Annotated in this window: 16 protein-coding genes; 4 read left to right on the top strand and 12 right to left on the bottom strand. The window is 37.1% G+C overall.

Features of this window, described 5'->3' with window-relative positions; genetic code table 11:
- Positions 1–162: 162 nt before the first annotated feature.
- The 9 genes from EV142_RS03215 to EV142_RS03255 all read right to left on the bottom strand — a co-directional run bounded on the left by EV142_RS03215 (position 163) and on the right by EV142_RS03255 (position 15,690).
- Entirely contained in the window at positions 163–2,148 is a 1,986-nt protein-coding gene (locus tag EV142_RS03215; RefSeq protein ID WP_132032637.1) for an alpha-L-arabinofuranosidase C-terminal domain-containing protein, read from the bottom strand.
- 176 nt (positions 2,149–2,324) lie between these two features.
- On the bottom strand, positions 2,325–4,307 hold the full coding sequence (locus EV142_RS03220) for a glycoside hydrolase family 127 protein (RefSeq protein ID WP_132032639.1): 1,983 nt from the start codon (positions 4,305–4,307) through the stop codon (positions 2,325–2,327).
- A gap of 13 nt (positions 4,308–4,320) precedes the next feature.
- Positions 4,321–5,304 carry an arabinan endo-1,5-alpha-L-arabinosidase gene (locus EV142_RS03225; protein ID WP_132032641.1) on the bottom strand — a complete coding sequence of 328 codons (984 nt, stop codon included), beginning with the start codon at positions 5,302–5,304 and terminating at the stop codon, positions 4,321–4,323.
- 232 nt (positions 5,305–5,536) lie between these two features.
- Positions 5,537–6,496 (bottom strand): glycoside hydrolase family 43 protein, encoded by a 960-nt coding sequence (locus tag EV142_RS03230; protein WP_132032643.1) that lies wholly within the window; start codon positions 6,494–6,496, stop codon positions 5,537–5,539.
- 180 nt (positions 6,497–6,676) lie between these two features.
- Complete coding sequence (locus EV142_RS03235) at positions 6,677–8,296, bottom strand: arabinan endo-1,5-alpha-L-arabinosidase (protein ID WP_132032645.1); 1,620 nt, start codon at positions 8,294–8,296, stop codon at positions 6,677–6,679.
- A 10-nt stretch (positions 8,297–8,306) separates the two neighbouring features.
- Complete coding sequence (locus tag EV142_RS03240; protein ID WP_132032647.1) at positions 8,307–9,854, bottom strand: alpha-N-arabinofuranosidase; 1,548 nt, start codon at positions 9,852–9,854, stop codon at positions 8,307–8,309.
- A 61-nt stretch (positions 9,855–9,915) separates the two neighbouring features.
- A complete protein-coding gene (locus EV142_RS03245; protein WP_132032649.1) occupies positions 9,916–10,920 on the bottom strand; it encodes an arabinan endo-1,5-alpha-L-arabinosidase in 1,005 nt (334 codons plus the stop codon).
- 119 nt (positions 10,921–11,039) lie between these two features.
- Positions 11,040–12,602, bottom strand: coding sequence for a RagB/SusD family nutrient uptake outer membrane protein (locus EV142_RS03250; RefSeq protein ID WP_132032651.1), 1,563 nt, complete (start codon positions 12,600–12,602; stop codon positions 11,040–11,042).
- A gap of 31 nt (positions 12,603–12,633) precedes the next feature.
- Positions 12,634–15,690 carry a SusC/RagA family TonB-linked outer membrane protein gene (locus EV142_RS03255; RefSeq protein WP_132032653.1) on the bottom strand — a complete coding sequence of 1,019 codons (3,057 nt, stop codon included), beginning with the start codon at positions 15,688–15,690 and terminating at the stop codon, positions 12,634–12,636.
- Positions 15,691–16,255: 565 nt separating this feature from the next.
- On the opposite strand from EV142_RS03255, the gene EV142_RS03260 reads away from it, so the two are divergent.
- Entirely contained in the window at positions 16,256–16,945 is a 690-nt protein-coding gene (locus tag EV142_RS03260; RefSeq protein ID WP_132032655.1) for an NUDIX hydrolase, read from the top strand.
- A 314-nt stretch (positions 16,946–17,259) separates the two neighbouring features.
- On the opposite strand, the gene fsa is transcribed toward EV142_RS03260, so the two are convergent.
- From fsa to EV142_RS03275, 3 genes are all read right to left on the bottom strand, one after another.
- Complete coding sequence (gene fsa / locus EV142_RS03265; protein ID WP_132032657.1) at positions 17,260–17,916, bottom strand: fructose-6-phosphate aldolase; 657 nt, start codon at positions 17,914–17,916, stop codon at positions 17,260–17,262.
- A gap of 14 nt (positions 17,917–17,930) precedes the next feature.
- The gene (locus tag EV142_RS03270) at positions 17,931–19,979 is read right to left on the bottom strand and encodes a transketolase family protein (RefSeq protein WP_132032659.1); all 2,049 of its coding nucleotides are present in this window, start codon (positions 19,977–19,979) and stop codon (positions 17,931–17,933) included.
- A gap of 244 nt (positions 19,980–20,223) precedes the next feature.
- Complete coding sequence (locus EV142_RS03275; protein ID WP_132032661.1) at positions 20,224–21,222, bottom strand: GntR family transcriptional regulator; 999 nt, start codon at positions 21,220–21,222, stop codon at positions 20,224–20,226.
- A gap of 101 nt (positions 21,223–21,323) precedes the next feature.
- On the opposite strand from EV142_RS03275, the gene EV142_RS03280 reads away from it, so the two are divergent.
- Genes EV142_RS03280 through EV142_RS03290 form a run of 3 tightly spaced genes read left to right on the top strand, consistent with a single transcriptional unit; the run spans position 21,324 to position 24,666 of the window.
- Positions 21,324–22,379 (top strand): aldose epimerase family protein, encoded by a 1,056-nt coding sequence (locus EV142_RS03280; protein ID WP_132032663.1) that lies wholly within the window; start codon positions 21,324–21,326, stop codon positions 22,377–22,379.
- Between the two features lie 48 nt (positions 22,380–22,427).
- Positions 22,428–23,588, top strand: a complete 1,161-nt coding sequence (gene galK / locus EV142_RS03285; protein ID WP_132032665.1) for a galactokinase — start codon at positions 22,428–22,430, stop codon at positions 23,586–23,588.
- A 16-nt stretch (positions 23,589–23,604) separates the two neighbouring features.
- Entirely contained in the window at positions 23,605–24,666 is a 1,062-nt protein-coding gene (locus tag EV142_RS03290; RefSeq protein WP_132032667.1) for a UDP-glucose--hexose-1-phosphate uridylyltransferase, read from the top strand.
- Positions 24,667–24,671: the final 5 nt, after the last annotated feature.

The raw sequence follows: 24,671 nt of genomic DNA on the forward strand, positions 1-24,671 counted from the left end.
TTCATTTTATAATAATGACAAATATAAATATAAATAATTTATAAGTGTGTAAAAAACACTTAATAAAAATAAGGGCTTGTATTTTTGCAAATAATGCATCAAAACAAGGATTTAGGATAAAAACAAAAAATAAACGTTTGATTTACATTTATTCTGTTGCGATTATTTCATCTTAATTTTCAAAACCGTAACCGAGTATGCCGGAAAATCGTATTGAACCTTGCTTCCGTTTATCTTAAATTCACTTTCTTTCGGGCTGATTTTAGTTGGAGTTTCAAAAGAATTCTCATCGTTTATTCCGTCTCCTTTTAAAATTATGGCCGTTCCTTTTGCTTCTAATTTGGCTCCTTTTAAATCAATTGTCACATTCTGAGACGCTGCCGCAGTGTTCACAATCTTCAGAATTACTTCCTTCGAATTGACATCTTTTACTGCAGATGCAAACAACTCATTTTGACCCGTGACTGCTTTTCCGTCTTTTGTAATGTTGATTAAATCGGTTCCTTTATTATTAGAGAACAATTTCTGAACATAATAATTTGGCGTTCCGTAGGATTGTAAATTGTTGAACCAAATCATATCAGGTGTCCATTGCCAGCCTTCTACGTGGGCCAGTAAAGGCGCATAGGATGTCAGATGAACAACCTCAGCATTTCGCTCCATTCCGGTCATAAAAGCGGCTTCGGAGAAAGCACATTCCCAGTTGTTTTTATTGTCCGGACTTGCAATCGCTACACTTTGGGCTGCATATTCTCCGGCGAAAATCTTTGGTCCTTTACGATCGTAATTGTCGTAACGGGTTGCATTTTTACGGAACCAGGCCGGATCTTTGTAATAGTGTTCGTCAACGATTTCTGCGTTTAGTTTTTTAAGTTCAGTCATACCATAATCAAAGTAATCTCCGTCAGGAAATGGTCCTGTTCCGGAAACGATTGTAATGTTTGGATATTTTGCTTTGATGGCTTTTTGGAACACTTTGAAACGCTCGATATAATCCGGTCCCCATTGCTCATTTCCAACTCCGATAAATTTCAAATTGAAGGATTTTGGATGTCCCATATCCGCTCTGACTTTTCCCCAAGCGGTGTTTAAATCTCCATTTGCAAATTCAATTAAGTCTAAGGCATCCTGTACGTAAGGATCGATTTGATCCATCGGAACCAATTCTCCTGTGTTGAACTGACACGCCATTCCGCAGCTTAAAATGGGTAACGGCGCAGCGCCGATATCTTCTGAAAGCTGGAAATATTCGAAGAATCCTAATCCGAAACTTTGAAAATAATCCGGTGCCAATTTGTGTGCAAACTCGGTGTTCCAACGGTTAATCATGGTTTCTCTGTCTGTTACATTACCAATCGATTTTTTCCATTGGTAACGCAATGCCAGTGTTTTTCCTTCGACAATACACCCTCCCGGAAAACGTAAAAACCCTGGTTTTAAATCGTACAACAATTGTACTAAATCACTGCGAAGACCGTTTTTTCTTCCTTTCCAGGTATCTTCCGGAAATAAGGAAATTGCATCTAAATCGATTATTCCTGTTCCTTCAAAAGTGATTCTGATTTGTGCTTTTGCTTCGGTTGCCGTCGCGGTTAATTGTGCGGTGTAACTGGTCCATTCTTTCGCTGTTGGCGTGATTGAAGTTTCACCTAAAACCTTTTTATTTTTATCAATGAATTGAATTTTAATCTTAGAAACAGCTCCTGATGCTTTTGAAGCCTTCAGCGATAAATTATATTTCAGATCTTTTTTGATTCCCATTCCTCTGAAACCTTCATTGATCATTTCATAACCGCCTGCATCGTTGATTGTAACCCGGCAATAATTATGATTGGTTCCTTTTTGCGAATATTGAATAATAGTGGCGATTCCGGATTGCAGGTTTAATTTGTGTCGGTCGCTATTGGGTTCGTTCCATCCCATCATGGGTGTTTCGAATTCAAACGATCTGTTCTTGATCATTTCTGCATATAAACCTCCATCAGCAGCAAAATTGATGTCTTCAAAAAACACTCCGTACATCGTTGGCTGAATTTTAGTTACTGTTTTTGCAACATCAACCTGAAGATTATTTTTTTGTGCCGAAGCATAAAAGCCATTCAGCAATAAACCGCAAAGGGTAATTTTGGTAATTAAATTGGACTTCATTTTTTATGTTTTAATTTGTTTTAATGGCACGGATGACGCGGATTAAAACGGATTTTTATTTTTGTTTTCTCGCAGATAGAGCAGATTTTTTTCTAATCTTTTTACTCCTTTAATCTGTGGCATTTTCTTGATTCTTTCTTCTTGCCTCTATATTCTATGTTCTTTGCTCTTTACTCTCAATTCTTATAATCCAACCAAACTTTCATTTTTCCAACTCCTCTGTTTGACCAGCTGTAATAGGGTATTGCTTTGAATTTTGAATTTTCGATAACATTTACGCCTTGCAATAAACTCGCTTCTTTTTTTACTTTGAAAGTGTCGCCTGATGCCACCTCTATTTTATCGAAATTCATTTTGTTGTCGATTTCTTCAACGGCGTAAACGATTGGTCCGTATTCTAAAGAAACTTTATTTTTATTGGTTTCTACTTTTGCATTTGTCTCTACTTCCTGAACTTCCATTGGGAAATTAAGCTGGATTTTATCTCCTTTTTTCCAATTTCTTGTAATGGTTAAATAACCGGCTTCCGGCTGAATAGCTAATGTTTCTCCATTCAGATTAATGGTTGCTTTTTGGGTGGATGCTTTTTTATAAGAATATAAATCGCCCGGCAAAACTTCATTTCTTGCCCAACCCGGAACTCTCAGTTTGATCGTGAATTGACTTTCTTTTTTCGGGTTAACTGAGATCGCTACTTTTCCGTTCCAGGGATATCCGGTTTGCTGTGAAATCTGTAGATCGGTTTTTCCTAAAGTGAAGGATGCGTTGTTCGAAGCATACAAATTCACATATAGAACATCTTTTGATTTTGAATAAATCAATCCCGGAATCGAAGGCACAAATCGAATTAAATTTGTTGGACAGCAAGAGCAATCAAACCAAGCCTGACGTGTGCAAGATCCTCTGTTTGATTTGAAAACGCCATCAGATTCTAAGGCATTTGGATAGAAAAATTCTTTTCCGTCTAATGAAATTCCGGAGATTAATCCGTTATACATGGTCCTTTCGATCACGTCAAAATATTGCGATTTCCCCGTTAAATTATGTAGTCTGTGGTTCCAGTATACATCACCAATTGCTGCACAGGTTTCGTTATATGCGGTTAAATTTGGTAATTCGTAATTGGCTCCAAAAGCTTCTCCGTCATGTCTGGAACCAATTCCGCCTGTGATATACATTTTTTTGCTGACCATGTTATTCCACAAATTATTTACGGCTTCGGTATAGGCTTTGTCTTTTGTTATGGCGGCAATATCGGTCATTCCGGCGTACATGTAAACGGCTCTTACGGCGTGGCCAACGACTTCGTTTTGCTGTACCACCGGAATATGATCCTGTGCATATTCGCCATATAATTTATGATTGTTGGGATTTCCGCGATTGTCGAGAAAGTATTTTGCCAGTTTCAGATACGCTTCTTTTCCGGTAATTTGATACAGTTTGATCAAACCTGTTTCTACAATCTGATGCCCCGGAACTCCTTTTACCTGACATGGTTTGTCGCCAAAAGTTTTGACTAACAAATCTGCATTTTTAATAGCAATGTCAAGAAAATTTCTTTTCCCCGTAGCTTCATAATGTACGACAGCTGCTTCAATCAAATGTCCCGAATTGTAGCATTCATGACTGATTTGCAATGATTCCCAACGTTTTCCTTCGATAACCGGAACCCAGGGCGCTGGCGGTTTTGCCGGATTTATTGTCCTCCATGTGGTCAAGTAACCGTCCTTTTCCTGGCCAATTTTTACAATGGCAATCAAGGAATCTAAAACGCGATCTAATTTTGGGTTTGGCGCACTTATTAAGGTATTCGATGCTCCTTCTATAATCTTATAAACATCGGTATCATCAAAAGGCATTTGTCCTCTCACTTCTCCTGTTTTTTGCTTTCCTGCAATTAAGAAATTCTCAAAACGGCCTTCTTCATTACATTTTTGAATGGCGTATGCAATCGTAATTTCCTGCACTCTCTTAATTATAGGCAACCAAAAAGAATCGGTCAGTTTTACATTCTGAATGTTGACCGGTTCAATTTCGTAACCTGCTTTTAACACCGAAGTTTTATTCGATACTACGACATCATTCTTTGTCTCCTTACAGGAAATAAAAATCAAAAATGATAGAAAAATTGTTACAATATGGAAAGTATATTTTTTCATTATTTGGAATATTCTATTTTAAAACGGGCCATAAATCTGTATCCCAAAGCATTTCCCGAACTACTAGTCTTGGTGTTCCGTTGGTTTTCTTTTCATAGGCGTGATAGAAAATATAATCTTTGCCATCAAACGTATAAGCGCTGTTATGGCCTGTGCCATAGTACTTTTCATCGCCCTGAACTAAGATGCTTCCTCCACCTTCATTTAAAGATTTTCCGTCTTTATCGACATAAGGCCCGGTTATATTTTTAGATCTTCCAACAACCACTTTATAGGTGCTTTTTTCTCCGCGACAGCATAAATCCCAGGAAAGAAATTGATAATAATATCCGTTTTTCTTAAAAATAAAAGGGGCTTCCAGTGCGCCATCGCCCGGGTCAGAATCCGGTAATTCGAAAGTTCTTTTGCGCTTAGCGATTGTATGCCATTCCTGTGGCTGTGCTATTGATTTTAAATCAGGATTTAGTTTTACCATCTTCAATCCTTCCCAAAAAGAACCAAATGATAACCACGGCGTATTATTTTCATCGAAAATTAAATTTGGATCAATGGCATTCCACATATCGCGATTGGGCTGTGACTGAATCACAATTCCCTGATCGACCCATTTGTATTTTTTGTCTTTTGGATCTAATGTTGTGTTTGTCGCAACACCAATTGCCGAAGTATTTTTGGCGAAAGCCGAAACGGAATAATACAGATAATAAACATTATTATGCAAAGAAATATCCGGTGCCCAAATATGGTTTTTGAAATCAGCTGCAACACCATCTGCCCAAACTGGTTTGTCTTTAAAAACGGGAGGTTCGGGATTCCAGCTTTTTAAATCTTTCGAACTGAAAACACTAATTCCTTTACCGGTACAATACAGATAATAGGTTTCTTTTTGTTTAATGACTACGGGGTCGTGCACTACTATTTCCTGCGCAAATGAAACTGAAGCCATCAGCAGCATAAGAGCCGAAAATGTATGTTTGATATTTTTGTGTAATTCCATGTATAATGTTTTATTCTTATTTGAAAAATGTAGACTGCGACTGTAAACTTTTTTCTTTACCATATAAGTGATATAAGATCATTAAGTTTGGACTGAAAACTGTGACTGTAAACTTTTTTTACCCATATAAGTGATAAAAAATCATTTAAGTTTTGCGTTGACCGGAAACTTTTTAAATCATATAAGCAAACTGTAAACTGTAAACTATAAACTGCGACTGAAAACTAAAAAACTATTGAATTCCTTCAGAAGTCATCACCACTCGTTTCATAGTTCCGTCTTTGTTGTAATATAATTTGTCTACACAAACCGATCTTCTGAAACTTCCTCCGTTTGGAATTGATGCTCCGTTGTGATAAATAAAATACGATTGTCCTTTAAAATCTATTATCGATTGATGGTTGGTGTTACTGTTTCCGGCTAATTCATTCAAAATTCCTTTGAATTCCCACGGACCTGTAATGGACTTGCTCATGGCGTAGGCAATTTTCTCCGGAAACTCATAGGCGTATGATAGATAATACCAGTTTTTATGTTTGTGAATCCAAGGTGCTTCTGTAAAATGCGGCAAATCGATGTGCTGAATTGGTCCGTCAAGTTCAATCATGTTTTCTTTTAATTTGGCATAATGGCAAGAGGTATTTCCCCAAAACAAATAGGCTTGTCCATCACCATCGATATAGACCGTCGGATCAATGTCGTCCCAGCTTATATCGGTAAATTTTGTCATGTCATTTGTAATTAAAGCTTTTCCTAAGGCATCTTTAAACGGTCCTGTTGGACTATCTGAAACTGCAATTCCAATTGATTTTCCGTCTATACTTCCGTGGTGAACGGTTACATACCAATAAAATTTTCCATTTCTTTCAATTACCTGCGAAGCCCATGCATCGCCTTTTGCCCATGCAAAATCTGTTACTTTTAGGGGCACCGGATGTGATTCCCATTTTTTCATATCTGATGAAGAATACACCACCCATTCGTTCATTTTATAAAAATTAAAATCGTTTGGTGCTTCGTCATGACCGGCGTACAAATACACTTTGTCTTTGTAAACCAATGCTGCAGGATCGCCTGTATATTGATCTTTGATTATAGGGTTATTGAATTTTACGTGGTCCATTTGGCTTTGAACTGTCTGACAGCAGGAAAGCAAAACTAAAAGTGACAGGCATGTAATTGTATTTTTCATTATGATTTATTTTAAGACATCGTTCCAAAATGTAAAAACCATTCTTCCTGTTGTAAATATTTTTTCTCGCAGATTTTGCCGATCGGGCTGATTTTTATCTTTTAATGCTTTATACCAATAGCTATTGCGATTGGCTATTATTTAATGTTTGGAATTTGGGGTTTTAAAAATTGGAATTTTCTAATTCACTTTCTTGCCCCAAACCGGTAATCCGCCTGATGTTAAACCTGAATAGGTCAAAGTCACTTTTCTGGTGGCTAATTCCCAATCCCAGGCATCGGTTACATTACATTTTACTCCGTTTATAGTCAGGATTTTTTTGGTGCTGTCATACGACCACGTTCCATTAGCGTCCCCGCTTACTTTTTTATCTGCGGTTAAATAAAGGGTTACTGATTTTTGAATGGTTTTGTATTGATAATTCATGGTTATTTGTTCCCAGGTTCCAACAAAACTGGCTTCAGAAATTGTCGTGGCTGGTACTCCGGCATAACGTTCCGGATCAACGACCGGCCATCCATCTTCTGTCCATTGTATACCACGAACGTGTCCCATCATCACGGCATTCGAAACTGCAATTCCCGGAACTCCTTCCGGTAAACGTGCTTGTGAGGTATAAAACCACTGTTTGGTTTCCGGATTCTGAAAAATTCCGCAATGTGAAATTCCAACCCAACCCGTGTGATTCTTAAAGGAATACGGATGAGTCAACATCGGCAGGCAATCGGCTCCGTTGGTAATACTAATTCCGCTGATTGTCAAATACGGTCCTAAAATGCTTTTTGAACGAGCAACACGCGTGTTATAGGCAACCGATAATTCATCATAAGCCAAGAACAAATAATAATACTGAGTGTCCGGATTATAGATAATTTCCGGTCCTTCCAGTGCCTGCCAACGGTTTGTATTTACATTTCCTCGTCCTGCAATTCGCACTCCGTAATCGTCAATTGTCTTTAATTTATAGGGTTTCCCTGTAGTTGGATTCAGTTTTAAAGCTGCGATTCCGGAATGCCATGAACCGTAAATTAAATACTGATCGCCTTCAGGAGTCTGAATAAAACTGGGATCAATGGCGTTGAATTTAAAATAAGCATCCCAATCATTTCCTCCGTTTCGAACATAACTTTTTACGCCGTCCGGTTCAGAACAAACTACCATTCCTTTATCTGTCCAATTGTTTGAAGCCAGATCATTTGTCTCGGCTAAACCAATAAAAGCGCGTTCTGTCCAGGAAGTATTGGTGTCTGTTCCTACAATAGGATTTGTAACCACAATGCTGTAATACATTCTGTAAATATTTCCGACTTTTCGAACACAAGGTGCCCAGTATCCATAATTCGGATTTGTAATGGCGGGTAATGCCGGAGACATTCTGGCTCTTTTGTTATTCAGGGAATCTTTTACCCAGGCCGGAGCTTCGGTCATGGATGATCCCATAAATTCCCAATTGATTAAATCTTTCGATCTTCTGTAAAAAAAATGTCCGTGTCCATCCGTTGCATTTCCGTAAGAAGCATCGGTTTGATACATATAATAGTATTCTCCGCTTTTTTCAACTGAGGGATCATGTACGTTGGCCAAATTCCATTGTGCTTTACTTCCCCAGCCTGATATTGCCGTATAATTGTCGGCGTACGTTGGCCCGGGAAAACCAGGTGTTACCACAACCGGAGGTACTACTACAGGATCCGGATTATGCTCCGCAGGATCATCACCTGAACAACTCGTTACCGCAACTGCAATTAAAAATAGTCCGATGCACGAAGCCATTTTTAAAATGGAATTTGATTTTTTCATTTTTATATTTTTATTTTCCTTCTAACACCACTACTGAGAAAGGAGGAATTGTGATTTCTAATTTTCCCTTTTTGTTTTCGAAACCTTTAAAAACCGTTGGTACAATTTTGTCTGGTGCATCGAATGAATTGTAATCCTGCAATTTTGCTGATGTTATAATCGTTCCTTTGAAAGCTTTTACTCCAAGATCGTTTACATCAATTTCTATTTTATTTTGATTTTTTGCGTCAACATTTACTAGTGAAATATGAACCGATCCGCTTTTGTCTTTTGAAGCTGAAGCCGATACTGCCGGAAGTGTTTCTCCATTAAAAGTATATGACGGCGATTGAAAACTTACCGGTAATAATTTAGCATCCTGGTGCACGCTGTACATTTTCATGACATGATACGTTGGCGTTGTAATCATTTTTGCTTTGTCTGTAAGAATTACGGCTTGCAAAACGTTTACGCATTGTGCTAAGTTTGCCATACGGACCCTATCAGCGTGATTGTTGAATATATTAAGCGTTGCTCCGGCTAAAACTGCATCTCTCATGGTATTTTGCTGGTATAAAAATCCCGGATTTGTCCCTTTTTCTACTTCGTACCAGGCTCCCCATTCGTCTACAATCATGGCTACTTTTTTCTCCGGATCGTATTTATCCATTACAGCTGCATGTTTGGTAACCAATTCTTCCATTTTTAGCGCCGATTGCATGGTATGGAAATAACCGTCTTCGGTAAAGTTTACACCGTCGCCTTTTTTACCCCAATCGATTACGGCATAATGATGAACCCCTAATCCTCCTAACATATTTAAAGGAATGTTTTTCATTAAAACTTCTGTCCAGTTATAATCGGCACTGTTTGATCCGGATGCAATTCTGGTAATTCCGCCGGTGTTTTCCCAATCTGACATGAAGGTGGCGTATTTGCGGTATTCATTCGCATAATATTCTGCTGTCATATTTCCGCCGCAACCCCATGCTTCATTTCCAATTCCCCAGAATTTTACTTTCCATGGTTCCGTTCTTCCGTTCTTTTTACGTAAATCACTCATTGGACTTTTACCACTAAAATTGGTGTACTGTACCCAATCTGCTAATTCCTGAACGGTTCCGCTGCCTACATTTCCTGATAAATACGGTTCTGCTCCAAGCAATTCACACATATTCAGAAAATCATGTGTTCCAAAACTGTTGTCTTCTGTTACTCCTCCCCACCATTGGTTTACGATTGTTGGTCTTTCCTGTTGCGGTCCAATACCGTCTTTCCAGTGATAGGTATCCGCAAAACATCCGCCGGGCCATCTTAAGTTTGGAATTTTTAATTCTTTTAAAGCTTTGATAATATCATTTCTAACTCCTTTTGTATTTGGAATTTTTGAGGTGTCTCCCACAAAAAAACCTCCGTAAATAGAACGTCCTAAATGTTCTGCAAAATGTCCGTAGATATTTTTGTTGATTGTCGGAGCATCGGCCGCATTCTTTATCGTAACAACTGTGGTCTGATTTTGAGCGAAACTTACCTGATTGCAAATGGTAATAAGAAATGTGATTAAAAGTGCTTTTTTCATAGTATGTTTTATAAGTTATAAAAGAGGAAAGCTTTATGAGACTTTCCTCTGAATGGTATTTTTAATACGAAAGTGTTGGCCATCCTGATGACCACGTGAAATATACAATTTCCAGTTTAGGATTTCCACTGTCGGCTCCGTCATAATAATGAACGGATCCTTTTTGAGTTCCTGTAATTCTGGATAAATGACCAGGGCCAATATAATTTCCTTGTGTAGCTAAAACGGTCGTTCCGCCACCGCTTTTTAAATTGACTCCGTTTTTATCCACAAAAGGCCCAAACGGACTTGTTGAACGACCCACTACAATATAATAGGTACTGTTTACGCCATTGCAGCAAGAGCCCCGGTTAACGAACATATAGTAGTAACTTCCTTCTTTGATTAAACAAGGGGCTTCCCAGCTTGCACTGCTTCCGCCCGCTACAATAGTTTTGCTTCCTGTCGTTTTTCCTGTTGAAGGATTTATCTGAATGACTCCGATTCCGGCATGCCAGGAGCCATACGCCATATAAACATTACTTCCGTCTACTAAAATTGAAGGATCAATTGCGTTTACATCTGAAGATGAAGAAGAAGAAACAACCACACCTCTGTCTGTCCAGTTTGTACCTGCACTTTGCGAAATCGAAGGCGCTGTTACTAACCCAATGGCAGAAGTTGCAGAGCCAAAAGTAGAACAGGAATAATACATGTTCCATCTGTTATTGAACCATGCTACATCAGGTGCCCAGAATGTTTTTACAAAACCCGGTACATATCCTGTGATCCAGCCCGGAGTTGAAGTGAAAACTGATGTTCCCCAAGTCCAGCTTGTTAAATTTGTAGAATACGTCATTGGGATATTATCGCCTGTCGTAAAAACATAATAATTGACTCCGCTTTTTACAATTGTACTTGGATCGTGTGAAGGCACGGTTCCGGCAACTGTTTTGGCTGTTAAACTTTTTATTTGAGAATTTTGAGTTTTTACAGCTGCATCCTCGTTTGAAGGAATTACAACATCTTCATTTTGACAACTTACTAATAATACTGCTAATAAAACCAAACTTGTAATTGTTTTCATTTTTTATAATTTTAGTTACTGTTACTAATTATCTCTGTACAATCTCAGTCGCAGTTTTCGGTCGCAGTCGCAGTCTTCAGTTGAGACTGAAAACTGAGACTGGGACCGAGACTGAAAACTTAATAACTCTCATTCTGTTTTGTTCCCGGATTATTATCCATTTCTAATTGCGGAATTGGATAAAATTCTCTTCCCTGCGTATAAGAATTAAACTCGGCATCTCTGGATTTTAACCAGGCTAGTTTTGTAGGATTCTGTAACCATCCCCAACGTCGAATGTCATCAAAACGGTGGCCTTCAAGAGGGAATTCCAAAAACCTTTCATGACCAATTTGTTCTCTCATTTCTACTTGCGACATTCCTGGTTTTGTAGTATTTAAATCCGGTAAACCAACTCTGTTTCTTACCATTTGAATGTATCCGTATGCTCCCGGAGTATCACCTGTTTCGTTTAAACATTCGGCATACATTAAAAGGATATCGGCATATCTTAATAAACGTTCATTTATACCGGAACGCCAATCGTATTCATCTGCAAATTCACCATCTGAATTTTGGTATTTTCTACAAAATATATCATTTAAATCTCCCGGACTGGAAGCATAGAAAGTTGAAAAGTCCTTACCATACAATTTCATTCCGCCCGGCTTGTTATAAAATATAGTGGCATCTAAACGAGGATCAAGATCTCCTGTTTTTGTTTTTTCATCATGAAATTCATTAAACAATGCCCATGATGGCTGAACATCTGTCCACCCAAAAGCTCTTGGTGCATAGGTAATTGCTCTTCCCGAAGTTTTTCCCCAACCTGAAGCCGGAGCACCACCCCAACCTAAGTCAACACCACCTGCATCCCTGCTAAATTGTACTTCAAAAAGAGATTCAGAATTATTTTCGTTAGCAGTAGTAAAATTGTCACGATAGTTTGACACTAAAGAGTACACTCCTAAATCTATAACTTGTCTAAAAGCGATTTTAGCATTAGCGAAATCTTTGGTAAATAAAAACGATTTTCCTAAATATCCTAAAGCAGCACCTTTTGTTGCACGCCCTTTCTGACCTGCGTCTAAACCTGAAATACCAGTATAGGAAACAGGCAATAATTCGGCTGCCGCTTTAAAGTCTGCAATAACCTGAGCCCACGCTTCTGCTTCTGTTTTTTGAGGATAATATACTGCCAGTTCTGTTGGTACCGGTACATTTTTAAACAAATTAGCGGCATGAAAAAGATACAATCCTCTTAAAAAATAAGCTTGTCCTAAGATTCTGTTTTTAAGTCCTTCGTCTGCAAAACTAATTTTAGGCACATTTGTTAAAACCTGATTCGCACGGTAAACTCCCTGATAGTAGGTTTCAAAAGCCCATCCGTATATTGCGGCATCGGCAACATTTGAGTTAAAGTGACCTGCATTATACATAGAACCCCAAGGGCTATTGGTACGGGCGTCATCAGATCTTGCATCTAACAATAAAGGCGTACTTCTCATGTAAGTTCCATCTGTTAGTAAGCTCCCGTAAGCAGCATTTACACCCTCAATGGCATCCTGATCTGTTTTCCAAAATGAATCTACTGCATCATTATTGGGGTCAAGTTGAGTCAAATCTTCATCGTCAACACAGCTTGTTGTTACAACAGCCAGTGAAAAGAAAACAGCTATATAATTTAATATTTTATATTTCATTTTAATTGATTTTTAATTGGTTAGACCTGTTTTAGAAATTTACTTCTACTCCTAGAGAAATAGTTCTTGGATTAGGAAGAGATCCTGCATCATATCCTCTTGAAATTAATCCGTCGCTATTAAAGTCAGGGTCATATCCTGTATATTTTGTAATAGTCCACAAGTTTTGACCATTAAGATATACCCTTGCTTTTTGGATAAATTTATCTTTCATCGGAATATTGAAACCCAACTCCATTGTTTGCAATCTAATATAATCGCCACTTTCAATAAATCGATTAGAGTCTCTGCCATTTCCGTTAGGGTCACCAATAACGGGTGCAGGAACATTTGTATTTGTATTTGTCGGAGTCCAGTAGTTAAGTTCATCGGTACTGTGGTTTCCATATTGTCCTGCCATCAGATTACGATACATGGCATTAAAAACTTTATTTCCTCCGCTTCCTTGCCAAAACATTGAGAAATCAAAATTTTCATAAGATCCGCTAAAATTCACTCCAAAACCATATTTTGGAATTGATACTCCCTGAAAAGTTCTATCGGCATCCGTAATAATTCCGTCACCGTTTACATCTTTAAATTTAACATCTCCGGGTGCGGCACCTGTTTGTTTTGGAGAAGAGGCAACTTCGGCAGCATTTTGAAAAATACCAATTGCTTCCCATGCAAAAAGTTCACCAACAGATCTTCCTACTTCTGTTTTTGAAACTGCTCCGTAAAGAGGATTTCCGTTTACTCCAATTTTGGTCACTTCGTTTTTTAACGTCCCAAAATTACCTGAGATGTCATATTTGAATTTATGATGATGATTACTGTATGATGCTGTAAACTCTACACCACTATTTTTCATATCTCCCGCATTCGTAAAAATTTCTGCCGGAAAAGCTCCGTTAGAAAAGGGCAGGGGCACCTTAACTAATATATCCGTAACTTTTTTTGTAAAGTACTCCGCTGTAAATTGTAAGTCATTATTAAAAAAACCCAATTCAAGTGCAATATTTTTACTGGTTGTTCTCTCCCATTTTACATTAGGATCTAATGCACTTACCACTGTTGTACCGGGAGCAAGTTCATTGTTGAAATCATAACCTGCAAAACTATTTACTGTTGAGGCAAAAAAGTATTGCGGAATTGTATTGTTCCCCAGTGTACCATAACCTCCTCTAAGTTTTATGTTGCTTACCCACTTTGGTAACTGCAGGAATTTTTCGTTGCTGATTTTCCAGCCTCCGGAAAAAGAATAGAAGTTGGCCGAATTATTTTTTTCACTAAAAAGAGATGTTTTATCCTGTCTGAAATTAGCTTGTAACAAGTACCTGTCATCATAGGCATAATTTAATCTGCTGATGTAGGATACTCCGGTAATGGTAAATTTATATTCCCCTGCATCTCTTGAATCCGCATATTGAAGCATACTAATTTCGCCCGGTTCATAACCTACACCTCTGGACCAGTGATTGTAGTTATCTCTTTTTTCCTGGATCCATCCTGCAAGAGCATCTATTTTATGTTTTCCTAATGAGATTTCATAGGTCAGTAAATTGTTCATGAAAGTTCTTAACTCATTCCCATTCGAAATATCCAGAGAAGCTTCATCATTCTTTGTAATATAATACCAGCCTAAATCACTTGGCGGCACAAATTTTCTGTTTTGCCAGTCTGTTTTGTCATAACTCACATCCAGTTTATATTTAAGCCCTTTTACAATTTCAATTTCACCCCAAATATCTCCTATAAAACGATTTCTCTTACCGTTGTTCTCAATCAGATTATTAAATCCAATTGGGTTCATCGAAATAGCTCTTTGTGTCAAATTATCAGTACCTCCGTAACCCCCAAGTCTATTAGCATCATACACCGGCATTGTTGGTATGGCACCAAGAATATCACTAATTACGGTTTGTCCTGCGTTATATTCATTAAAAATCTCCTTATCAGATTGTGTATAGGCTAATTTTGCTCCATATTTGAATTTTCCTTTTTTACCGTTCAGATTCAGGTTCGTTGATATTCTTTCATAATCCTGTGGCGTTTTTACATAACTGGTATTCTTGAAATAATCAACATTAAAGCTATAGGCGATATTTTCTGCACCACCATTCAATGTAAGTGCCTGATTTTGTATAACCCCTGTCTGCAAAGCTTCTTTCTGCCAATCTGTATTAACATTGGTAATATAGGAAGGACTTGCAGGATTATTTCCAGGTGCGATATTTTCTGCGACCCCTGCTCTGATATCTCTGTTTCTTTCCGCCTGGTTCGTAATAGTCTGGTAGCCCAGACGATCTGTTACATCCCACTTTTTAGTAACATTCTGAAGACCTACAATTGATTTGAATTTAATATCCATTCTGCCTGCTTTTCCTTTCTTAGTTGTAATGATTACAACTCCATTTGCTCCGCGAACCCCATAAATGGCTGCCGAAGATGCATCTTTTAAAACCTGCATCGACTCTATTTCCCCCGGCGCAAAATCGTAAGGAGCGTCAACCATAATACCGTCAATAACAAAAAGAGGATTGTTGTTGGTAAAGGAAGTTATACCTCTGATTTTGATGTTTACAAAACCTCCGGGCTCGCCGGATGATTGTACTGTTACTCCCGGAACCTGTCCCTGAAGCATTTTTGCAGCATCATACGTAACTGTTTTTTTTGCCGATTCCATATTAACAACACTTACAGATCCTGTTAAATCAGATTTCCTTTGTGTTCCGTAACCAATTACGACTACTTCATTTAATTTATTTGTATCCTCACCTAAAACCGCATTTACCTTAGATTGATTTCCTACTGTTAATTCCTGGTTCTGAAATCCTATAAATGAAAAAACTAAAACATCATTTGGCGATGCTTTAATCGAATATTCTCCATCAAAACCGGTGGTTGAAACTGTTTTAGTTCCCTTTATCAAAATGTTCACACCCGGCAAAGGCAGTTTGTCCTGAGCCGAAGTAACAACTCCGCTAATCATTTTGTCCTGAGCCGACATTTGATTAACGGAAAATAATAGCATTAAAACTGCTAAAAGCCATTCTTTTTTTGGCAATAAATAATTGCAATAAAAAAATAATTTTTGGTTTGTTATCATATTGGTTAGTTTAAGTTAGTTAGTGTATAATTATAAGTGTTAATTTTACATTTGTAAATTTAACTAAAAAAAAAGCTTAAAAACAAATTAATATCATAAAAAAAAGTGCTTAAAAAAACGCATATCGTAAATTAGAGATGTTTACAATATTTAAAGCTTAATGTTTTTTTCAAAAAAAAAGGTCTTTCCTTAGAGTTATTTGTGTAAAAACTACACTTTTAAGTGAAAAGCCACTATTTAAGCAAAAAATGACTTTTTTAAAAAAAATAACAAAGGAGCTGTTTTATAACTGTTTGAATGCGGTAACGTGCTTTTTTTGTAAAAATAAACTGATTTATAACTCTTTGTTTTACGGTTCAATTGAGTCGTTTAAAAAAAAACGATTCTTTACTGTCCTTTTTTTTGTTTAAAAAAATCATAAAAAACAAAAATGGATGTTAATTTTGCGCTAAAAGACGCTTTTTTAACTTTATTCTTGAATAGGGAATGTTTTAAGTGTGAAACCTACATTAATAAATTATGAAACCGATTAGGAAGTTTATATATTTACAATAAAAAATTGAGTATGCTAAACAGTTATAGCTCTGCCGATAAAGTCTTGTTAGCAGTAGATTGTATCATTTTTGGATTCGACCTTGAGGGTTTAAAAATCCTTTTAATCAAGAGAGATTTTGAACCGGAAAAAGGAAAATGGTCCTTAATTGGTGGGTTTTTAAAACGAGATGAAGTACTAGATGATGCGGCAATCAGAATCTTAAATACCTATACAGGTTTTAACGATATTTACATGGAGCAATTATATGCTTACAGTGAAATTGATCGTGATCCTGTTGAAAGAACCATTTCAGTTTCCTATTATGCCTTGATTAATATTGAAAATCATAATGCCGAGCTGATTAAAAATTATCATGCGCAATGGTTTAGTATTGCCGATGCTCCTCATTTAATCTTTGACCACAACGAAATGGTTCAGCAAGCCATTAGAAGACTTCGTTACAGGACTTCGATAAAACCAATTGGATTTGAATTGCTGCCTGAAAAGTTTACCATGCGACAATTATTAGAATTATACGAAGCAATTTTGAGCAAGGAATTAGACAAACGAAACTTTATCAGCAAGATTAATTCTTTAGAAATCCTGAATAAATTAGAAGAAAAAGATATGGCATCTTCCCGTAAAGGATCTTATCTGTATACTTTCAATAAAGAAAAATATGAAGAGAAATTACTGAATGATTTTGTATTGAATTTATAAAAATTGGTTTACCCACGGATTTTACGGATGAAACGGGTTAGCGCAGATTATATTTATCAGAGAACGGATTAAGTTCTCTCGCAGATTAAGCAGATGGAAGACTTAAAAAAATCCGCTCAATCTGCTAAATCTGCGGGAAAACAATTTTTTCGAATAAAAACAAAACCCTGAAAGCTACAAACTTTCAGGGTTTTTTCTTCAATAAAACTACTATAAAAATTATTGTCTTTAAGTTTGCCCCTCCCGATAGCTATCGGGATAAAGGATTAAAAAATCTGTGTTAATCTGTGTAATCTGTGGCTGAAAATTATAGTCTAGCTGTTTCCTTTTTGATAATCAGCCAGGAAAGTAGCCAGACCAATATCTGTTAAAGGATGTTTTAACAAACCTTCAATTGCACTTAAGGGTCCTGTGATAACATCAGATCCTAATTTTGCACAATTGATAATATGCATCACATTACGAACGGAAGCTGCTAGTATTTGAGTTTCAAAACCATAATTATCATAAATCAATCTAATATCTTCAATCAGTACCATTCCGTCAGTCGAAATATCATCTAAACGTCCAATAAAGGGTGAAACATAAGTTGCGCCGGCCTTTGCTGCCAACAAAGCCTGTCCGGCCGAAAATATTAAAGTACAATTGGTTCTGATTCCTTTATTCGAAAAATATCGGATTGCTTTTACACCCTCTTTTATCATTGGGATTTTCACCACAATTTGCGGATGCAAAGCTGCTAATTTTTCTCCTTCGGCAACCATTCCTTCAAAATCTGTTGAGATCACCTCAGCACTTACGTCACCGTCAACCAATTCGCAAATCTTTACATAATGGTCTAAAATATGCTGCGCTCCTGTAATTCCTTCTTTTGCCATTAACGACGGATTAGTGGTTACACCATCTAAAACTCCCAAATCATTGGCTTCTTTAATATCTTTTAAATTCGCTGTGTCTATAAAAAATTTCATCTTTTCTTTTATTTTTAAAGGTTATAATTATTCTCTTTTAAATATTTAAGGATTTCTTCGCAGACATTTTTACTTGTAAATCCAAATTTCTGATCTAAAACTGATGCGGGAGCCGAATAGCCAAAATGATCTAAGCCAAATACTTTTCCGTTACTGCCAACTAAACTTTCCAGGTTAACAGGAAGTCCTGCCGTAAGTCCAAACACTAAGGCATTCTTTGGAATAATACTTTCCTGGTATTCTTTTGATTGTGATCTGAAAAGTCCTTCTGAAATAACAGAAGCAACGTTTATGTTTATTTTAAAACGCTCTTCCAGCTCAGTTGCAGCTTCTGTAAGTGTGGCAACTTCTGAGCCGTTTGCGATTAAAGTAATGTCAGGATTTGAATTTGATTTTACCAGATAACCTCCTTTTTTGGCTTGCGAAGCTTCATCAAATCTGGAGTTTCCATTTGTTGGAAGAGCTGCAATATCTTGCCTCGAAAGGATTAAACCTGTCGGTGTTTTTTTGTTTTCAAGTGCCATTTGCCAGGCTACAGAAGTTTCAATGGCATCTGCAGGACGCAAGGCCAGCAAACTTTGATCGCCGGAATGATTTTTAATTTTTTCCAGTAATCGAAGCTGAGCTTCCTGTTCAATTGGCTGATGGGTAGGACCATCTTCACCTACGCGGAAAGAATCATGTGTCCAGATATATTTTACAGGTAATTCCTGAATTGCCGCCAAACGAATGGCTGGTTTCATATAATCTGAAAACACAAAAAATGTTGCCACAACAGGAATCACACCGCCGTGAAGCGCAATTCCGTTTGCAATGGCCGCCATCGTTAATTCGGCAACACCGGCTTGTAAAAAACCGCCTTTAAAATTATTCTTTTGCAGAACAGATGATTTTTTAAGGAAACCGTCTGTCTTATCGCTATTCGATAAATCGGCAGAAGACACAATCATATTTTCTACATTTTCAGCTAAATATCCTAAAACGGACGCCGATGCATCACGAGTTGCTGCATTTGCTTTTTGAACAATACTGCCAAAATCCAAAACCGGTAAATCTCCGTTAAAAAACTGTTGCATCTTTTGAGCTAATTCCTGGTTCTGACTTTCCCAAGCTGAAATTTGTATTTTCCTATTAGCCGCTTCTGCTGTTTTATTGGCTAAAATAGTTTTGTAATGCGCTGCAACAGCATCATAAATTGCAAATGAATCTTCCGGATTTCCTCCCAGATTTAATATTGTTTTTTCGAAGTTGGCTTTTGTAGCGCCAATTGGTTTACCGTGCAATTCGCATTGTCCTTCATACATCGTTCCATCGGCGGTAACGCAGCCTTTTCCCATTACAGTTCTTCCGATAATCAAAGTTGGTCTTTCTAATTCGGCGTGGGCTGCGTTTAATGCGGATCGAATATGCGCATGATTATGACCTTCAATTGTAATTACTTTCCAGCCCCAGGCTTCATATTTCATCGCTGTATTTTCGGTCGTAACTTCATCTGTCATGGACGAAAGCTGTACATCATTCGAATCATAAAACATAATAAAATTATTCAATCCTAAATGTCCTGCAATTCGTCCGGCGCCCTGCGAAATTTCCTCCTGAACGCCGCCATCAGTAATAAAACCGTATATTTTATGATCGAATAAGTTTTCAAATCTCGCCGATAAAAACTTAGCCGCAATTGCTGCTCCAACGCCCATTGCATGACCCTGTCCTAATGGCCCTGAAGTATTTTCGACGCCTCTTTTAACATCAATTTCAGGGTGTCCGGGTGTTACGGAACCCCACTGTCTGAAATTTTCAAGATCTGATTTTGTGTAATTTCCGAGCAAATGGTATTGCGCATACATTAAAGCCGAAAGATGTCCTGCATCCATAAAAAAGCGGTCCCTGAAAATCCAGTGCATATCGGTCGGATCGTATTTTAAATATTCGGAATATAAAATGTGCATGAAATCTGCGCCTCCCATTGCTCCTCCGGGATGACCCGAATTTGCTTTCTCGACCATCGAAATGGCCAAAGCTCTTATATTATCTGCCGATAACTGGTCTATTTTGTTATTCATTTTAAGCTGTAGTTTGGTTTGTTTTATAGTGGTTTTTTATTTGTTTTTAGCTCATAATAACGAACGCAAAACGAAACAAATAATAAGTGTGAAATTTACATTTACAAATGTATGTAAAATAATTCCACAAAAACAAAAAAATTGTTTCCTTATTTTTTTAATCAAAAATTTGATGATTTACTACTTATAAACAAATTTATTTATCACATAACCAGTAATACGCGAAAAACTCATTTTTTATCTCTTACAGCGAATTCCGGATGGTTAAGGACGATTTATTCTCAATCTGTTCTTTATTCCCTTTCAAAACCATTTCGGCCAAAATTTTTCCCATAGCTTCAAAATGAGTTGAAATTGTCGTAATTCCATTGGCTGCAATTTTTTTGAGTGGCGTTTCATTGTAAGAGATAATACCAAAATCGCTGCCTAATTTTAAGCTTTGCTTTCCGGCATTTTCAATAACTTTTACCAGATCCCGATCATTCGGAATAATATAAAGATCTCCTGTTGTGATTTCTCTTGCGGTAAATTCGGTGATGATTTCGTAGTTAAAATGATAGGCGTCACAAAAATCCTCAAAACCTGATTTCATACCAAGGGGTTCCCTGAATCCCGGAAAAATCAAAATGAGTTTTTTGTATTTATTCAATCTGGATTTCGCTTTAAACAATCCTTCAAAAATATCTTTCTGATGATTTTGATAAATTGCGGGATACGATTTTAAGTTCTCATTGGTCTGATCCAGTATGATTACTTCATTTACTGGTAGGGTTTTTATAAAATTTACTACATCGTTTAAGTTCGTCGGCATAATAATGTATTTGGTGTAATTTCCGTTGCTGTCATTTATTAGCTTCTGAAATACTTTGACATTAAAATGATGAAAGAAAATATCGACCTGAACATTCTTTCCAATGTTTTTCAGGAACGAATTGTAAATGTCTTCTTTGAAAATATTCAATTCATCAAAAAGTAAAAAAATTCTATGTTTTAGGGTAGTTTCAACGCTTTTTACATAATAGCCTTTACCTGGAATGGCATAAATAATCCCTCTTTTTTTAAGTTCATCGTAAGCTTGTAAAACCGTGTCGCGCGATAATGAAAAAGCCAGGCAAACTTTATTGACGGATGGCAATCTGTCTCCTTTTTTTAATTTTTCTTCTTCGATAGCTTTCTCAATTGAAAGAATTATCTGCTTATATTTTGGAAGCCCTAAATTGTTTTGTACAGAAATTACGTTCATAAAAAATAGTTTTTGGGTGCAAGATACAAAAACTGGTAGGTACTGGTATGTGATTTTTCGAAATGTTTCTATTTTTGAATTTCATTTTTGGTAAAAATTATATGAAAATAAAACAGATATCTCATTTTCAGAATCTATCTGACTACAAATTGTTTGGTTTAATGCCTGACAACGAAGAAATCTATTCTTTCGAATTGACAAACAAAAACGGAATGAAAGTTCAGATCGTCAACTACGGAGCAACCGTAACTTCTTTGCAGGTTCCGCTTTCAAATGGTACCCTGAAAGACGTTGTTCTGGGTTTTGACAATCTTGAGGCGTACCTGGATTCTTATACTTTACCAAGCGCACCTTATTTCGGAACTACCGTTGGGCGTTATGCCGGAAGAATACACAATGGTTCTTTTATTCTTAATAATACAACTTTTCAGCTGCCGGCTAATAATAATGGTAATATGCTGCATGGCGGTACTTTTGGTTTTGGAAGAAAAGTGTGGAATGTGGTCAATGTAACTTCCGGTGAAAATCCTTCGATTACTCTTGGTCTTTTAAGCGAGGACTCGGACGAAAATTTTCCGGGAGAAATGCATGTCTACCTGACGTATACGGTAACGGAAGAAAACGAATTAAAATTAGAATATAAAGCGACAACAACGGAAGATACTATTATTAACCTGACACACCACAGTTATTTCAACCTCAACGGTCATGATTCGAGCGTTTTAGATCAGGAGATATTTATCAAATCGGTCAAAATGCTGGAAACGGATGAGAACAATATTCCGACAGGGAATTTAACGGATCTTACGAATCATGCTTTCGACTTCAGAACACCAAAAAAATGCCCATTTCCGATTGATAATTCTTTTGTCGTGAATTCGAAAACAGAGGTTGTTGCAAGATTAATCAGCTTAGGGAACAATTTACAAATGAACGTTTATACCGATCAGCCCAGTGTTCATATCTATGTTGGCGGGAATTGTTTTGGCAGGCTAAAAGGAAAGCAAGATGCGGCTTATCATCCGTCAAGCGGAATTTGTTTTGAGACACAAAATTTTCCGGATGCACCCAATCATAAAAATTTTCCGAATTCGATCCTGAAAAAAGGGGAAGAATACAGCCAGAAAACGGTTTACCGATTTGAAAATATACACTGAGATTTTTAGCATATAACTACAGGACAACACTTTACAATTACAAAAAAAATGAATGACATTTTAATACAGGATACAACGGCATTTTTTGAGAAATCATTTGGTTCTTCTCCTCAAAAAACCGTGCTTTCTCCGGGAAGAATAAACATTATCGGAGAACATATCGATTATAATGACGGTTATGTTTTACCGGCAGCAATTGACAAAGTAATCTGCTTTGCTTTTGAGAAAAACAATACCAAAAAATCTAAAATAATCGCCATCGATTTAAACGAAGAATTTGAGGTAGATCTTACGCAGGAAATTAAGTTAAGTGATGTTGTCTGGACCAATTATATTCTTGGTGTAATCAAACAATTACAGGATAATGGTTTTTCTTTTGAAGGTTTCAACTGTGTTTTCAGCAGTAATATTCCGGTTGGTTCTGGGCTGTCTTCTTCTGCGGCTTTAGAATGCGGAATGCTTTTTGGTATTGCAGCACTTTTCGATCTTACAATTACAAAAGTTGACATTGCCTTAATGGGTCAAAAAGCGGAACACTGGGTAGGTATCAATTGCGGAATTATGGACCAGTTTTCAAGTGTTCACGGAATTGAAGATAAAGTGATCAAATTAGATTGCAATACATTGGAATTTGAATATCACGATGCTAATTTCAAAGATTATTCATTAATCTTAATGGACAGTAATGTAAAACATTCGCTTTTCACCTCTGAATACAATACCAGAAGACTGGAATGTGAAGAAGGTTTATCAATCATAAAAAAGCATTTTCCGGAAGTAAAAAGTTTTAGAAATTGTACCGAAGAACAGCTTTTGAGCATTCAGGGTAAAATGAATCCGACTGTTTTTAAAAGAGTACATTTTGTTATCAAAGAAATTAACCGTGTCATAAAAGCTTGTGAGGCATTAGATAACGGGAATATTGAACTTTTGGGAGCGTTGCTTTTTGAGACGCATTACGGGTTATCGCAGGAATATGAAGTAAGTTGTGCAGAGCTGGATATGCTGGTGGATACAGCAAAAGCAGATGATTCTGTGATCGGTTCCCGATTGATGGGAGGGGGTTTTGGTGGGTGTACCATAAATTTAATAAAAAAAGGTTGCGAAAATGAGGCTAAACGTAAGTTTTCAAATCTTTATTTAGATACATTTGGGATTGAATTAAAATTTTATGATGTAAAAATCTCAAACGGAACAACACTACTTTAATACCACTAGCAGTACAATGAAAAATTTTGACATTACCGAAGATCCTCACAGACGTTTCAATCCACTAATCAACGAATGGGTTTTAGTATCACCCCATCGTGCAAAACGTCCATGGCAAGGGCAAAACGAAACTATTTCAACCGAAGCTTTGCCAAATTACGACCCCACTTGCTACCTCTGTCCGGGGAATGTTCGTGCCAATGGAGTCAGCAATCCCAAATACGAAAGCAGTTTTGTATTTGAAAATGATTTCGCCGCAATGAAGCAGGATGAAATTATGTTTGAAGAAGATATTAAACACACTTTTTTTAAAGCACAACCGGAACGCGGAATTTCGCGAGTAGTTTGTTTTTCACCAAGACATGATCTAACCTTACCGGAAATGAATATTGACGGAATTGAAAATATCATTAAAACCTGGCAAAAAGAATACACTGATTTAGGAAACATCAAATATATCAATCACGTTCAGATTTTCGAAAATAAAGGAAGTGTAATGGGCTGCAGCAACCCGCACCCGCACGGACAAATCTGGGCACAGTCTTCCTTACCGACCCAGGTAGAAAAAACGCAAAAAAACCTGAAAGCTTATTTTGACAAAAACGGCAAGACGATGCTGGCAGATTACCTGCAGGCCGAACTAAGATCCGGGGAACGCATTGTAATCGAGAACGATCATTTTGTGGCACTGGTTCCGTTTTGGGCTACATGGCCTTATGAAACTATGATTATCAGTAAAAGAACCTTTGGAAAAATCACAGATTTTACTGCTGACGAAACGACTTCTTTTGCCACAATCCTAAAGCAACTGACGTCAAAATACGATAACGTATTCAATACTTCTTTTCCATATTCATCGGGAATTCACCAATCTCCGACAGATGGTCTGGAACATGCCGAGTGGCATTTTCACATGCATTTTTATCCGCCTTTATTGCGATCTGCAACGGTTAAGAAATTCATGGTTGGGTACGAAATGTTAGGAGAATCACAAAGGGACATTACTCCTGAAAAAAGTGCAGAAATTTTAAGACAATTATCAGATGTTCACTATAAAACGAAACTAAAAGCAGACTAAAATTA

This window comes from Flavobacterium circumlabens, assembly GCF_004345565.1.
In the GTDB taxonomy this organism is placed as follows: domain Bacteria; phylum Bacteroidota; class Bacteroidia; order Flavobacteriales; family Flavobacteriaceae; genus Flavobacterium; species Flavobacterium circumlabens.

What these genes read in the sequence shown, in the direction of transcription:
- EV142_RS03215 (WP_132032637.1), bottom strand. Translation starts at nt 2,148, where the DNA reads ATGAAGTCCAATTTAATTACCAAAATTACCCTTTGCGGTTTATTGCTG.
- EV142_RS03220 (WP_132032639.1), bottom strand. Translation starts at nt 4,307, where the DNA reads ATGAAAAAATATACTTTCCATATTGTAACAATTTTTCTATCATTTTTG.
- EV142_RS03225 (WP_132032641.1), bottom strand. Translation starts at nt 5,304, where the DNA reads ATGGAATTACACAAAAATATCAAACATACATTTTCGGCTCTTATGCTG.
- EV142_RS03230 (WP_132032643.1), bottom strand. Translation starts at nt 6,496, where the DNA reads ATGAAAAATACAATTACATGCCTGTCACTTTTAGTTTTGCTTTCCTGC.
- EV142_RS03235 (WP_132032645.1), bottom strand. Translation starts at nt 8,296, where the DNA reads ATGAAAAAATCAAATTCCATTTTAAAAATGGCTTCGTGCATCGGACTA.
- EV142_RS03240 (WP_132032647.1), bottom strand. Translation starts at nt 9,854, where the DNA reads ATGAAAAAAGCACTTTTAATCACATTTCTTATTACCATTTGCAATCAG.
- EV142_RS03245 (WP_132032649.1), bottom strand. Translation starts at nt 10,920, where the DNA reads ATGAAAACAATTACAAGTTTGGTTTTATTAGCAGTATTATTAGTAAGT.
- EV142_RS03250 (WP_132032651.1), bottom strand. Translation starts at nt 12,602, where the DNA reads ATGAAATATAAAATATTAAATTATATAGCTGTTTTCTTTTCACTGGCT.
- EV142_RS03255 (WP_132032653.1), bottom strand. Translation starts at nt 15,690, where the DNA reads ATGATAACAAACCAAAAATTATTTTTTTATTGCAATTATTTATTGCCA.
- EV142_RS03260 (WP_132032655.1), top strand. Translation starts at nt 16,256, where the DNA reads ATGCTAAACAGTTATAGCTCTGCCGATAAAGTCTTGTTAGCAGTAGAT.
- fsa (WP_132032657.1), bottom strand. Translation starts at nt 17,916, where the DNA reads ATGAAATTTTTTATAGACACAGCGAATTTAAAAGATATTAAAGAAGCC.
- EV142_RS03270 (WP_132032659.1), bottom strand. Translation starts at nt 19,979, where the DNA reads ATGAATAACAAAATAGACCAGTTATCGGCAGATAATATAAGAGCTTTG.
- EV142_RS03275 (WP_132032661.1), bottom strand. Translation starts at nt 21,222, where the DNA reads ATGAACGTAATTTCTGTACAAAACAATTTAGGGCTTCCAAAATATAAG.
- EV142_RS03280 (WP_132032663.1), top strand. Translation starts at nt 21,324, where the DNA reads ATGAAAATAAAACAGATATCTCATTTTCAGAATCTATCTGACTACAAA.
- galK (WP_132032665.1), top strand. Translation starts at nt 22,428, where the DNA reads ATGAATGACATTTTAATACAGGATACAACGGCATTTTTTGAGAAATCA.
- EV142_RS03290 (WP_132032667.1), top strand. Translation starts at nt 23,605, where the DNA reads ATGAAAAATTTTGACATTACCGAAGATCCTCACAGACGTTTCAATCCA.